Source organism: uncultured Salinisphaera sp., assembly GCF_964012375.1.
Lineage (GTDB): Bacteria > Pseudomonadota > Gammaproteobacteria > Nevskiales > Salinisphaeraceae > Salinisphaera.
In genome coordinates, this window is sequence record NZ_CAXGSH010000025.1 from 26,639 (window position 1) to 40,943 (window position 14,305).

8 protein-coding genes are annotated in these 14,305 nt (G+C 64.6%); 1 reads left to right on the plus strand and 7 read right to left on the minus strand.

All coding sequences use genetic code 11. The features are described 5' to 3' along the window. Nucleotides 1-18: 18 nt before the first annotated feature. The 5 genes from ABNU97_RS06390 to ABNU97_RS06410 all read right to left on the minus strand — a co-directional run bounded on the left by ABNU97_RS06390 (nucleotide 19) and on the right by ABNU97_RS06410 (nucleotide 9,455). On the minus strand, nucleotides 19-1,293 hold the full coding sequence (locus tag ABNU97_RS06390; protein WP_348765917.1) for a hypothetical protein: 1,275 nt from the start codon (nucleotides 1,291-1,293) through the stop codon (nucleotides 19-21). Beyond that, nucleotides 1,290-3,647 (minus strand): hypothetical protein, encoded by a 2,358-nt coding sequence (locus ABNU97_RS06395; RefSeq protein WP_348765918.1) that lies wholly within the window; start codon nucleotides 3,645-3,647, stop codon nucleotides 1,290-1,292. The genes ABNU97_RS06390 and ABNU97_RS06395 overlap by 4 nt, the downstream gene beginning before the upstream one ends. Nucleotides 3,648-3,771: 124 nt before the next feature. Then, nucleotides 3,772-5,316, minus strand: a complete 1,545-nt coding sequence (locus ABNU97_RS06400) for a hypothetical protein (protein ID WP_348765919.1) — start codon at nucleotides 5,314-5,316, stop codon at nucleotides 3,772-3,774. Between the two features lie 174 nt (nucleotides 5,317-5,490). Next, nucleotides 5,491-7,086: a hypothetical protein gene (locus ABNU97_RS06405; RefSeq protein WP_348765920.1), complete on the minus strand. Its 1,596-nt coding sequence runs from the start codon at nucleotides 7,084-7,086 to the stop codon at nucleotides 5,491-5,493. Continuing rightward, the gene (locus ABNU97_RS06410) at nucleotides 7,083-9,455 is read right to left on the minus strand and encodes a hypothetical protein (protein WP_348765921.1); all 2,373 of its coding nucleotides are present in this window, start codon (nucleotides 9,453-9,455) and stop codon (nucleotides 7,083-7,085) included. Before ABNU97_RS06410 ends, ABNU97_RS06405 begins: the two co-directional genes overlap by 4 nt. Nucleotides 9,456-9,689: 234 nt before the next feature. On the opposite strand from ABNU97_RS06410, the gene ABNU97_RS06415 reads away from it, so the two are divergent. Next, nucleotides 9,690-10,283, plus strand: coding sequence for a GNAT family protein (locus ABNU97_RS06415; protein WP_348765922.1), 594 nt, complete (start codon nucleotides 9,690-9,692; stop codon nucleotides 10,281-10,283). 39 nt (nucleotides 10,284-10,322) lie between these two features. Here the strand turns inward: ABNU97_RS06415 and ABNU97_RS06420 are convergent, their stop codons facing one another. Together ABNU97_RS06420 and ABNU97_RS06425 are read right to left on the minus strand one after the other, a co-directional pair. Continuing rightward, entirely contained in the window at nucleotides 10,323-12,524 is a 2,202-nt protein-coding gene (locus tag ABNU97_RS06420) for a TonB-dependent siderophore receptor (protein WP_348765923.1), read from the minus strand. 267 nt (nucleotides 12,525-12,791) lie between these two features. Further along, nucleotides 12,792-14,305: sulfite reductase flavoprotein subunit alpha (locus tag ABNU97_RS06425; RefSeq protein ID WP_348765924.1), on the minus strand; the 1,514-nt coding region annotated here is incomplete at its 5' end.

Genomic DNA, 14,305 nt, shown 5'->3' on the forward strand with positions numbered 1-14,305 from the left:
TCGTACTGGCACGGTGAATCAGCCGGCGCTGTCCGAACCGCTGTGCTGGCTGTCGCCGACCGGTTCGCCGTGGTCCATCGTCCAGCGGCGAACCACCTGGTCATTGCGATAATCGGCCTGCTCACCGTGCAGGCGCCCGCTGTCGTCGTAGCGGCGCCATTCGTAGTGGCCGTCCAGGGTCTGGTCGATCTGTAGGCCGTTCGGTTTGCCGTCCACGACTTCTTTTCGATAAAGGACGTGGCCGTCTTCGCTAAAGCGCGTTTTGATGTAGTGCGGTGCATCGCGAAAGCTGACGTGACGCGTGACCAGGTGGCCGGTATTGGAAAAGGTTTCGTCTACGCGCTGGGTGCGCCCCTGTGCGTCGGTTTCGATCCGGTTCTCGGTCTTGCGCGGGTTGCCCTTGATCGGCCAGAACAGGGTCCGGCGCAGCCGCTGCCCGTCGTCGCCGATGACGCGCTCTTCGTCGAGATAGGCGCCGCGATATTCTTGCTGAAGCCCGCGCACCTTGCCGTCGCGATAGTGGTACACGGAGGCGAGATGCCCGGCGGCCTGGTCGGCCCAGTTGCGCTGGATGCCGTTCTTGCGCCCGTCCACGTAGTGGGTTTCCTGCAACAACGCGCCTTCGAGCGACCAGATCCGTTCCCAGCCGTGGAGCCGGCCGCTGCGATAGTGGCTGCGCTGGGTGAGTACCTGCGGTGAATGCAGGCTGCCGTACTGTTCGACGACGCCGTCGATGCTGTCGTCGTGCAGCTCGGTGAGCTTGCGGATGCGCCCGTCGTAATAGCTGGTTTCGAAGCCTTCGCGCTTGCCATCAACCAGCGGGGTGAGATCGCGCAGTTCGCCGCCGACATAGCGGCGGCCCATGCCCTGCATGACGCCTTTTACATACGGTGTTTCGTAGCTGAGATCGCCATCCCGCTCGAAGCCCACCGCCAGGCCGTGGCGCTCGCCGGCCATGTTGCGGGTACCCACTTCCGCGAGCTTGTAATCGCCGGCGAAGCGGTAGAGTTGATAGGCGCCCACCCATTTCTGATTAGGATCAGCTAGATCCGGCGTCGAACTATAGCCGCGAAAATTCAGCTGGTCGTAGCGGATACGACGAACTTCCACCGGCCAGCCCGGGCCGTCGCGTTCGTCGGCGACCGTGGCCTTGCGACTGGCCTTGGCCTTGGCGACGACTTCGAATTCATCGTTGAGCCAGAAGGTGCCCTGTGCCCAGGCGCTGCCGGTCTGAACGAACAGATAGGCTGCGATCAGGGCGAATCGTGGACGTAATAGGGTCGAACGGTTCATTGCAGGCCCTTCAGATGGCTACGCCATTGCTTTTCGATCGGTGCGCCGGAGAAGGTCAGCGATTGCACGGCCGCGATGTTGCCCCAGAACCGGATACGACCGGACTCGTCGAGATAGTCCGACACACGGTGTTTGGCCCCTTCGACACGCCAGTCGTCGAGCCGGGTATCCGCGCTCATGTGCTTGAGCATGGGGCGTACGGGCTTGCCGCGCGTATCGATAAAACGATGACTGTCGAAAAAGCGGGCCGCCTGCATGTCGGGGTCGATCTCGCCTTCGACCACGGCGTCGATATCCACCAGCCAGGGTTTGTCGCGGTCGCTATCGAGTTCACGGGCTTGCCAGGCGGGCTGGCCGGGGCAGCGCAGCGTGGTGGTGACATCGATGCCGTAGAAATAGACGCGTACGCCGTCGTCGGTCATCAGTACCCAGCGCTCGGTATCGGGGTGTTCGCCGGTGCGCGGCTGGCCGATGCCGAAACCGGACGCACGCTGGTCTTCCGGGCGCCAGACCAGGGCATGGCCCTCTTGTGCCGGTGCGTCGGCGGCCAGTTCGCAGGCCGAGCCCACGCCGATCGGCAGGCGCAGGCTCAGGCGATTCTGGTCCGCGCCTTCGGGTTCGGCGTCGACCGCCAGCGACGGCTTGTCCGGCACAGGCGCGATATACAGCTGACGGATTTCCGGTGGCGGCAGTTCGCGGTTGGCGTAGCGTTGCCGTCGGCTGGTGAAGTTGACCTGGTGAGAACTCGGCGCAGGCATGTTGTTGTACAGCGCCAGGGCGAAGCGGTCGCTCTCTCCGGTCACCCGAATCTGTTGCACCCAGGCGTCCGGCCTGTCGACCCGTTCGAGTAGCGTGCGATCCGAAGGCGTCAGGCCCTCGTGGGCACGGTCGCTGATCCGGGCCGACAGGTCCTTGCCATAGATCGCGCTCATGTCGTAGATATAGAACGCCTTCGCGCTGCCGGTCAGGGTCAATCGCCAGCCGTCTTCAGTGGGCACGGCACGCGCCCGGGCCGAGCCCTCGTGCAGCTCGGTGGGGGTATCGGCCAGCGGCAGCTCGATATGCTCGGGCTCGACCGGCGTTACATAGTCGAACCGGGCCTCGACGTTCGCGATCCGGTCCAGCTTTGCGTCCTGCCAGCCCATCGGCAACAGGCGCACCTTCGTACTGATACGGCCCTGGTCGTAGTCGGGGCCGATCGAGTCCAGTACCAGCGGAATATCGAGCACCCGGCCCTCGGCGTCGCGCAGGGTGAGCCCGGTGAGCGAGGGCACGCTCATATGCGCGTCTCTGGCGATGTCGTGCCCCAGCGTAAGCATGAGCGCATGGTCGTCGTCGACAAAAAAGCTGGCGTCGACGTTGGCGAAGGGCTGCCGGGCCGCTTTGACCATCGGCCGCTTTGCGGCCGCTGCGGGGCTGTGCGGCAGGGGCAGTTCCATGCCGTTCGGGCGCTGGCTGCTGAACGCGGTGTTGCTGAACGCCTTCAGCCCGTCGCCGGCCGTACCGAGGGCCGGATTGTCCACCGCGCGCATGGTCAGCGTCGTGTGCATGCGGCCGGTCTTGTCGCCGTTGTTGATCTGTTGTTCGCTGACCAGGGTCAGGGCTTCGATCCAGCCCGTATCGCGATTCAGGCGCATGCGCCCGTGCACCCGGGTGACGCGCGCGCTGGCGCGGCTGTGAGCGCCGCCGACCTTGGTGTAGGCCGTGGGTTTGTCGTTGGCGCGCGTCAGGGAAGCCGTGACGCTGTCGTCGTCGACGTTTTCGACCGTAAGCGTGAGCGCGGGCATGCCCTGAAATGCGTCCACCGTAATTTTTTCACCCGCGCGGGCCGGTACGTTCCGGGTAAGCGCCGGGGCAGCCATCTGCTGTTCGAACTGATTCATCTGCGAGTCGCCGGCCTGTTCTCTGAACGCATTCCAGGCCCCGCGGTTGACTGCGCTCAGTCGGGTGTCGCCGCTTTCGCGATTCACGATCAGGTCGAAGCCGTCACGCATGAGATCGACCACCGGCGTGTCGCGCCGATCGCGTGGTTTGGCACTCGAAAACATCGTATAGCCGCTATCGTCTTCGACATCGATAAAGCGCGGCTGGACATGAACCTTCAACGACGGCCCGGCAGCGTCCACCCGATAGCGCATCACGCTCTGCATGGCTACCGACACGTCGTTGAAGCCGGTGGGCGAATCGGCTTCGGCATGAATCCGTGTCATTACGCCGACGCGATAATCACGCGTATCGCCCTTGGCCGGGTCGAAGGCGATATCCGAGGGCGTCGAGAACACGATCGCCGCTGCGACGGCCGCGATGATGGCGACCACGGCAATCAGGACCAGAATCAGTTTGTTATTCGACACGCGCAGCTCCGGATAATAGAAACGACGAACTCGGTTTCGTTGCGGCCCGACCTCGGCCCGCCGGCCCGTGATTCGTGCAGGCGGGCGTCGAGCACATGGACTCCAGGCAGGGGAGTCACAACGGTTAGCGCGCCGGGTCGCGTCGGGTGAATTTGATCGTGGCCGTAGTGGTGTTGGCTCGAGGCCTCAAAAGCACGAGATCGAATGCGTCGATATCGCCTTTTAGTTCGAATTGCTGGCGCCACACGTTCGTATTGTCGACACGATCGAGCAGGGTCTGGTCCGTTGGACGCACGCCGCTGTCCGCATGATCGCTGGTGACAGCCGAATAGCCTTCGAACACGGCGGCGTGATCGGGTGTGTAGTACTGGGTATAGCTTCCCCGCAGCGTTACTCGCCAGCCGCCGTCGATCGGTACGGCACGGGCATGTGCCGGCCCGTCGTCGAGCTGGGTGGGCGTGTCTTGCAACGGCAGTGCCACATCGGCCGGGGCGTCGATCGGCTGGTAGGTGAACGTTGCCTGTACCTCGGCGATATCGTTCAGGTCGTCTTTCTGCCATCCAAGCGGAAGAAGACGCACCTCAGCGGTGTTGCCTTCGCTGAAATCGGGGCCGATCCATTCCAGCACGAAGTTCTTGTCCAACCGCTTGCCGTTTGCATCGCGTAGCGTGAGCGTATCCAGCCTCAGCTCATCGAGGCCTGGGTTGGTGTCCTCGTGATACCGGATCGTGAGCACCAACGCGCCGTCTTCATCGTCGATATGAAAATTGCTGTCGACATGGGCCAGCGGCTGCTTCGACGCTTCGAAGGCCTGGTCTTCCGGCACGGCGTCCGCGCTGTCGGGCAAATGCAGCTCGCTGCCGGGCATGGCGGCAAGCAGGGTATTGGTCTTGAACTGCTTCAGGCTGTCATAGAGCGCGCCGGTGGTCGGGTTATCGACAGCCTGCATGGTCATGGCGCTGCGCATACGGGCGGTACGATCGCCTTTTGTCAGCGCCTGTTCGCTGATCAGCGTCATGGCATCAATCCACCCGCTGTCGCGATCGATACGCACACGCCCGTGGATGTCGGTAAAACGTGCGCTGGTGCCGTAGGCGGTGCCGTCCATGGCGTGGGCCGGCGCCGAGCTGTCTTTGGCGCGCTTGAAGGTGGCGGTCACGCTGTTGCTATCGACCTGCGTGACGGTCAGCCGCAACGCCGGCAGGTTCTGGAGACCGTCGATCGTCATCTGCTCGCCCTGGCGAGCCGGTACCGACTGGGCGAGCGCCGGGGCGAACAGCTGTTGCTCGAACTGATCGATTGGCGCCTCGGCTTGGTCCGCGAGCGCTCGCAGGGCGGCGCGGCCGTTGTCTTGCAAGCGTGTTTCGCCGCTTTCGCGATTTAGGGTCAGATCGAAGCCGGCACCCATCAGGCTGGGAATGTCGCTTTGTTCGAACGCCTCCGGCTGTGCGCTCGAGAACAGGACCTCGTCGTTGTTCTCGGCCTGCATGAAGCGGGGTTCGATATTGACCTGCAGCAGGGGGTCGGTCGCGTCGACGCGATAGCGCATCACGCTCTGGAGCGTGAACCAGCGGCTGGCAGAGGCGGCCGGCTCGTCGTCGGCCTTGAACTGCATGCGCATGTTGACGCGATAATCGCGATGGTCGCCCTGCGCGGGGTCGAAAGACACAGCCGAATCTGCCGCGAACGCGGCTGCTGCAAACGTGTTAAGCGCTAACACGGCGACCAGCGCCGAAATGAATTTTCTATGCGGCACGCGCAACTCCGGTTGGATAAAACAGACAAGGGCTTGGTCGAGACCCACGATCAGAAAATGCTCGTCCACGAATTCGAGCGGTGTTTTTCATGGCGATGTACTGCGTTTGAATTCGACGCGGTATTCATATCGCTTGCCGTTGGTCAGCCGCACCAGCGGCAAGTCGACGGGCGAGCGGTCGGCGTTGATGCGGATACTGGAGACATCGCGGCCCAGACCGTCGACGCGCGAGAGCAGTGTCGCTTCGCCAACGCTCAGCCAGCTGTCGTCGAGCGCGAGGTCATAGGCGCCCGTCACCCCGGGCGCGATCGCGTGACGACTGGTGTAATAACGGGTACCGGCGGTGTTGTCGGCCCGCAGCCGCCAGCGGTGGGCGTGCGCAGGATCGGGCGTGGCCTGTAGCTGCGCACCCGCGTGTTCGAGCGTATGCGGCTCGTCGTCGAGGCGCAGCGTGAAATAGTGCGCCTTTTGTTCGTGATAGATCAGCGTTGCTTCGGCGCGTGCGATGCGCTCGAGCACGGACCGGTCGCCGCCGAGCGGGACATAGATGAACATCTGGCCGTCGTCGTAGTTTTCGTAGTCGAAAAACGGCGAATCGGCATACAGCACGGCCGGCACGTCCAGGGCGTTGCCGTCTGCGTCGTAGAAGGTTACGTCGCTGATGCCCAGCGAAAGGGCCGGAACGCGCTCGTCTTTGTTGTAGCGGATATGCAGGATCAGCCCTAGAAGATCGACGCTGAGGGCGGTGTCGTAGTCCGCCAGCGACGGATTGCTGCTGGCCGGGGCGGGGCGCGCGATGTCGTCCGGCGTCTGTGCAAACTCGATCTCGCGGCGGTTGCTATCCGTAGCCCCGAAGAAGGGCGCCAGCTTGTCGTCGCCATTACCGCTGAGCAGATCGATCTTGCGATAGGCGCGGGTGACGCGATCGATGGCAACCGGTCCGTCGTCGCGTTCGACCACGTCGCGGCGTACGAGCGTGAGCGCATCCAGCCAGCCGTCGGCGCGGCGTATACGCATGCGCCCAAGCAGACGGACATCGGCGGGTTGGACGTCGGCATCGAGCGCGCGCGTGGCGGCGGTCGATTCGATACGCAGGCTCAGGGTGTCGTCGTCGATCGTCTCTACGCGAAAGCGGATATCGCTAAGCCCGCGCCAGGCCGCGAGCGTGTATTCAGCGCCCACTCGGTCGTCGATGGGCCGGGGCAGTGTCGGCACCACGATGGGCGCGACGAGCGGATTGCCCGCGGGGGCGTCGAGTTCGTCGCCGAGCGAGGTCCGCGCCGCGGCCGCTGCGTGATCGAAGGTTGGGCGGCCGTTTTCGATGGGCATATCGAAGCCGCCGACTCGGCGCGCCAGATCGCCGTCATACGTGATTCGAGCCATCGCTTTCTGGTCGTCGCCGCGAACTTCCGTCAGCAGCGGCTCGACGTGGAGCTGACGCGAGTCGCCGAAATCCTCCAGCCGATAGCGCAGGACGCCGATCGCCTTCACCCAGTGATCGAAGCTGTGGGTATCGAGGCGGTGTTCGGTCACCCGGTGGCCGACGACGTACGTCGTGTTCGAGCCGGCTGCCGCATCGAATGCGTCCGTGCCGGTCAGGCCATTGTGTGCGAACCATCCGGCAGCGCCGGCACAGGCGATGAGCAGCAATGCGATGCCGGCGAATACGAGCGATCGTTTCATGGGGTGTTTTCGGCCTGTTCCGCATTATCGCGCGCCGCTGTGTCGCGGGTTTCGGCCCCGTCGGCCGCATGCGGCCAGCGGCGTTTTACGCTGGGTGCCTGGAAATCGAGCGCCAACAGCTGGGCGACATCGCCCCAGATACGAATCTGGCCGCTGTCATCCACGTAATCGCCGACGCTATGTGCGGCCGCCTCCTGTGCCCAGTCCGTGGCGGGCTCCTCGCTGCCGCGGTTGAGCCTCGGCCGCAGCGGTCGGCCGTCGGCGTCCAGGAACTGGACCCGGCTGAAATACTCGGCCGCCGGCAGCGATCGATTGGGCCAGCGACCGGTCGCACGCTTCAGGTCGATCCGCCAGGGCATGTCGTGCTCGATCGTTACTCGATGCCAGACCGGCGTGCCCGGGCAGGTCAGGACCGTCTCGAAAGCGCGCTCGCGTACGTCGACGGCATTGCCTTGGACATCGGTGAGCTGCCAGTCGGTGCTTGTGTGGTCGTGCCCGGCGTTGCTGTCAGGCGCCACGCGGCGCCACAGCAGGGTGGGTGCATTCTGATCCTCGGGCCAGGCGCTCAAGCCGCAGGGCTCGGCCAGCTCGACAGGCAGCGTCATGCGCAGGCCGCCTGTTGCGGTTGCCACCGGGGCATCGATTGCGTCGAGTGAGATATCGCGCTCGTCGAGTACCGGCGTATCGATATGCAGCGTCTTTGCCGGCCTGGCTGCCGGTGCGCTGCCGGGCAGCACGAAACGCACGGTCTCGGTTTGCGTGATATCGCCGTTGTCGGTGTCGAGCAGGGGCAGTTCCAGCGATGGTTGGTCCGCTTCGATACGCAGGCTGTGTTTCCAGGCACGCGGATTGTCGTTGCGAGCGAGCATGATCTGTTCGGCCGGGGTTAAATCACTGTCCGGCTCCGGCAACAGTCCCTGGCCGGTCACACCCTCGGGCAATGCGCCGGGGTCGAGCCAGTAAAATCGTTCGCCGCCGGTGGAAAGCGTGACCTGCCAGGCGTTGTCGCGGTCTGCGAGCGGTTGTGCCACGGCGCGCGCATCGCCGTGTTCGAGGACACGGCGCTGATCGTCGAGTTTGAGCGTCACCGGTTCACCCTGCGGGCGTCGGCGAAAGCCGATATCGGCGTGTACCTCGGCGATCCGGCTTGGATCGTTTTCGTTCCAGCCCAGCGGTACGAGATTGATCAGCCAGCCGCCCCCGCCTTCGCCTTCCCCTTCAGTCTGGTAGTGCATGGTGTCGAAGGCCAGCGTCCCGTCGAGGCGCTTGCCCTGGGCGTCGTATGCGATCGCGTTTTCCAGCTCGAGGCTGCCGTATGGCAGCCTGCCTGCGTTGCCGCCATCCAGATACAAGATCACGCCGTCGTGATATGCAGAGAGCGCCTGTGCGCTGTCGGGTGCATCGAAGCGGTCAGGCGTCGCATGCAGCGGCGGCGCCAGGAAAGCAGGGCTGAACTGGGCCATCATCAGATCGCTCGCCGTGATGAAATCAGGCGGCAGGCGTAGAAAGGCGTTCAGGGGTGTCTCCACCGCGCCGGCCAGGAGATTGTCGCGGCGATGGGCATAGGTGATCGAGCGCATGGTCGCCGCTTTATCGCCGAGGGCCATACGCAGGCGTAGCACCAGCGTCATGTCGGTCAGCCAGCCGTGTTCGCGTTCCACGGTCATACGCGCGGCCACGTGGATATCGGATACGTCGATGTTCTGGCCCGGCGGGGCCATGTTCCGGATCAACGGTGAGTCGCTTGGCAGCTCTTCGAGTTCGCCGTCGATACGCAGCCAGGCGTGTTCGCTGTCGAGCGCGTCCACGCTGAGCGTCAGGCCTTCGAAACCCTGGAAGTTGTCGAGCGTAATCTCGGCGCCCGCGCGCGCTGGAATATCCGCCGGCGGCATCGGTCCGAGCAGGGCCTGCTGGAAAGGGTTTTCTGCCCGCTTGTCGAACTGCCGGGACAGGCGTTTGAAAGCCGCGGCGTTGGTGGGACGTATATCCATTTCGCCGTTGCCTGTCAGCGTCATGTCGAAGCCGTCGCGTATCGCCGCGGCCAGCTCACGATCGCGCCCGCCCATATCGACGCTGGACAGCGTCGGCTGGTCGTTGACCGCCATATCAAGCAGGTCGATCGCGGCATGCAGACGCAGGGGCTCGCGCCCGGTCACGCGATAGTTGACGATGCCGTGGCTGGTTACCGTCTCGTCGAGTTCTTGTCCGTCGACGTCAACCACCACGCGGTTGCCGACCCGGTAATAATGCTGCGCGCCCAGCGCCGGATCGAATTCCAGCTGTGGTTCCTGCGGTGTTATGGCGATACGCGCTGCCACGCCCACTGCAGTGATCAGGAGTGCGCCGGCAAGCCATCGACGTATGTTCATCAAGCGCTGGAACGTTGGGGTGGGACGCATCGACAGGCCGGCGTCACGGCTGTCGCACCGGTCCCGCAGAACATGGCCCGCCAGGGCGATGGCAGGAAACCCGGTTCGTCTCACCGGTCAATGAGACGTTACTCTGCGTAACCGGCTGATCTATGGCATAAAATGATATCAGGGCCGGGTAAGTTGTTGTATGTAGGCGCTATTAGTCGGTAGTCCAATCATATTGGGGGCGAGATGAATAAGTGGATTGAGCCAGGCGTTCTGACCGGCGATCGCGTGGTATTGGAGCCGCTCGAACAGGCCCATGCGCCGGCGCTGGCCGAGGCGGTACGTGACGGCGAACTCTGGCGGTTGTGGTACACCTTCGTGCCGGCCCCGGACGCAGTGGATGGCTATATCGATACAGCCCACGCCGAGCGGGCGGCGGGCGGTCTTGCCTTTGCCGTGCGCGATCGCGCCAGCGATACGGTGATTGGCTCGACGCGTTTCTGTCACGTGGACGTGGCCAACCGTCGGGCCGAGATCGGCTATACCTGGTATGCGCAGCGCTTTCAGCGCACCGTGGTCAATACCGAATGCAAGCGGCTGATGCTTGCCCATGCCTTCGAAACACTCGATGCGATCGCGATCGAGTTCCGTACCCATTGGCACAACCGAGTCTCGCGAGCGGCGATCGCGCGCCTGGGGGCCAAACAGGACGGCGTGCTGCGCAACCATCAGATCAGCGATGACGGCATTCTGCGCGATACCGTGGTCTTTTCGATTCTGGCGCACGAGTGGCCAGCGGTTCGCCAGAACCTGGATTTCAAGCTCGAAAGCCGTGGCTAAGGCCGGCCCGCGGCGTGGCGGGCCGGCGCGGCCTGTTTGCTACCAGCGATAGGTCAGGCTGCCGACCACGGTACGCGGTACGCCGTAGTCGCAGAAAGACGTCGCCTGCGAGCCGTTACAGTAGAGTTTGACCTCGTCGAAGATGTTGCGCCCCGACAGCTGCAGCGTGACGTCGTCGAAGCTGTAGCGCACCGAGGCATCCACCAGCGTGGCCGAGGGATAGCGGGCCTCGTTGGCGGCGTCGGCAAACGAGGAACTGGTGTAGCGCAGGCCGGCGCCCAGGCCCAGGCCGTCCAGCGCGGGCTGCTGGAAGCTGTAGTCGACCCACAGCTTGGCCAGGTGGTCGGGGCGGTCCGGTACGCGGTTGCCGTTGGTGGTCTGGCTACCGCCGGCCTCGACGACTTCGACCTCGTTGTAGGTATAGCTGGCAATGGCCTTCAGACCACGGGCGAGATCGATCTGGGCCGAGGCTTCGGCGCCGCGCGAACGGGTTTCGCCGATCTGGCTCTGTACGGTCGGGTTGCTGGGTAGCGCCACCGTTTCGTTCTGACGCGTGATCTCGAACGCAGCGAGTTCGAACGATGCATTCCAGCCGTCGGGGCGGTAGCGCACACCGGCCTCGTATTGTTCGCCGCTGATGGGGTCCAGGGTCTCACCGGTGACCTCGTTCACGCCGTATTGCGGCACGAACGATTCGCTATAGCTGACATACGGCGCCACGCCGTTGTCGGCCAGATACACCAGCCCGGCGCGCCAGCTGAGTTCGTCCTGGTCGTTCTTGTCGGCGCCCAGCGATTGTTCGTCGACCCAGTCCTGGCGGGCGCCGACCGTGAGCGCCCACTTGTCCGCGAACTTCATATGGTCCTGCACGTAGAGCCCGTACTGGCTGGCTTCGGTGCCGTTCTGGTTGGGTGCGTCCGGGACGGTGAACGACTGCGTGTAGTCGGGATCGTAGAGATCGAGATCCGGCACCGGCGCCTGGCCGCTAACACGCAGAAAGCCGGAGGTACGGCTGTCGTAATCCAGGCTCTTGTAATCGAGGCCAACCAGCAGGTTGTGGTCGATACCGCCGAACTCGACATCGGCGATCAGACGCTGATCGGCGGTCAGGGTGTCGGCGTCGTCGTAGCGCACGCGAATATCGCGTTCCAGCGTGGTGAGGTCGTTGTTGAATGGGGGGCTGGCGCCGAAGTAGTTGCGGAAGACGTCGACCACGTCGTAATCGATCTGGCGATAGCGCACGTTCTGCTCGAAGGTGAGCCGGTCGTTGATGAGGTGCTCGAACAGATAACCGACTTCGTACACCTCGGAATCGTAGCCACCCAGACCGGGCTGGCCGATATAGCGATCTTCGGGAATGCGTTCGCCGGTCGTGGGATTGGGGCGCTTGGTGCCCGCCAGCGGAAAGCCGGTCCAGTAATAGTCGGACTGGGATTTCTGATAGCGCGCCAGCAGCGTGAGTTTCGTGGCTGCATTCGGCGTCCATGACAACGCCGGCGCGATGTACACGCGGTCGTCGTCGATATATTCGATCGGCGTGCCCGACTCCTGGACCAGCCCGGTGAGGCGGTAGCGCCACTTGCCTTCGCTATCGAGCCTGTCGCTGACGTCGGCCTTGAGCTGCTTGTGATGGAATGTACCCATTTCGAGCCCGATTTCGCGCAGCGGCGTGTCGGTGGGCTGTTTGGTCACCAGGTTGATGATGCCGCCCGGCTGGCCCTGGCCGTAGAGCACCGAGGCCGGCCCGCGCAGCACCTCGATACGTTCGACGCCGTAGGCCTCGATGGGGGCATCGTAGGGCAACCCGGCAAACAGGCGCGTACCGTCGCGATAGGTCGCATCCGCGGCAGAAAAGCCGCGGATCTGGATACCGTTGCTGTCGATGACGTCGTTGTTCACGCTGTTGGCGGTATTCACGCCGGGCGCGTATTCGACCGCTTCGGCCAGCGTATCGGCACCGCGGTCCTCGATCTGTTCGCGGCCGATCACGCTGACCGACTGCGGCGATTCGATGAGCGGAATATCGGTCTTGGTGGCGGTAGCGCTGCGCTCGGCCACATAGCCTTCCACTGGCGCATCGGCCCCCTTGATACGGCCACCCTCCACGTCGATCGGCGCAAGCGGCGTCGGCGTGGTAGTGGTCTGGGCGCCGGCAGCCGAAGCCGCCAGGGCCAGGGCAAGCGCGCTGGCAATACGAATGTCGACGTTTCGAAGCCGGAGCCCGGTTTTACTGTCGTGCATGAATCCCCCTGTGAACGATATGGCTATGCAAACTGTTTGTTACGGCGCGCCCGACAACGGGCAGGTTGTTGAGCAAGCTCTGCACAACCTGTCGCGGTCTCGCCGGCCTGCTTGGCGCGTGGCGTGCTCGTTGTAGGCCCGCGAGCCTTGGCGAAGACCAAGCGCGGGCAAAGCCGGCGACCGAAAACGGGTTCGGCCTCAGGTACGCCTTGCCGCGTCTTCTGTGAGGTCTCGAACGCGACCCGCGAGCGGTTGTGCAGAACTTCCTTAATAGACGTCCATGCGGATCCGGCCGGCGTCGTTGAGTTGTTCGAACAGGCCGGCGCCGAGAATGTTCACGAGCGTTGCGGTCACGCCGGTGGCCATGCCGTCATGGCTGCCGCAGATGAATAGATAGGCGCCGTGGTCGATCCAGTCGCGCAGGCGATCGGCGTGCGCGGCCAGCGCGTGCTGGACATAGCGGCCATCGTCGGCGTCGCGCGAGAACACCGCGTCGAGATGGGTCAGGGCGCCGGCCTGGTGCCAGGCGCGGATCGCGTCGCCGTAATAGAAATCCACCGCGCGCTGGCGTTCGCCGAATAACAGCCAGTTGGCCTGTTGCCCGGCGCCGATGCGAGCGATCAGATGGCTGCGCAGTCCCGCCATGCCGGTGCCGTTGCCGATGAAGACCGCCGGCTTTTGGTGGCTGTTCTCGTCGCCGCGAAAGCCGGGGTTGGCGCGCAGGCGCAGTTCGATGACATCGCCGATTGCGGCCCGCTCGATCAGCCAGCCCGAGGCCATGCCGGGGCCGTATTCGTGGCGGGCCAGACGGACAAGCAATTCGATTGCGCCGTCGCCGACGTTAGCGATCGAGTAATCGCGGGCTGCCAGCGGCGCGAGGCTGTCGAACCAGTGCTGCAATTCGTTACCCGTGTCGGGCGGGGTATCCGGCAGGTGCCGATCGCCCAGTGCCTGCTGCAGCGGCCAGGCTTGCCCGTCCCGAACCACGGACATCCGGCCGTCGAGGTCATGACGCTGCAACCAGGCATCGACCGTGGCCTGCGGCTGGCGCGGGCGGATTTCGGCAATGTCGCCGGCCTGCCAGTCCGGGGTGCCGGCGCCGATAGGCTCGAGTCGCAGGCAGGCGGTCGGCCCCCCGAGGCTGCCGGGATTGGCAATGGTGCGCGCGGCCAGCCGCCAGCGATCGAATGCCGGTTCAACGTCGGTATGGGCCGTGCCGAACAGGCCGGCGAGCGCGGCATGCCAGTCGGCCAGGGCCGCGGCATCGGCCTTGTCCACTTCGATCGGCGCGATCAGGGTACGCGCGCCGTGCTCGCGCAGCGCGCGATCGAGTCGCCGGCCGAAGGCACAGTAGCTATCGCCATAGTCGCTATCGCCAAGCGATAGCAGGGCATAGTCGAGGGCTTCCAGGCGCGGCTGGGTGGCACTGCAGAAGCGGCGATCGAAGCCACGGGCCGCTACCGGCGCGTCGCCTTCGCCGTGCGTGCTCACCACGAACAGCGCCTGGCGATGCGCGGCCAGCGAGAGCGGCTGGATGTCGTTGAGGCCGGACATGCGCACCGCGCGTCCGGTTGCTTGCAGCGCGGCCGTGGTCTGGCTGGCGATGCGCTGGGCCAGCCCGCTCTGACTGGCGTATGCCACCAGCAGCGTATCCGTGCCGGGCGGAGCATTCGCCTGCACGGCCGGCGGCGCGGCGACCTGGCGTTTCATACGCCGGCGGCGCAGGGACAGCAACAGGCCGGTGATAAAGAAAACCGGCAGCGAAAAGCTGGCGAGCATCA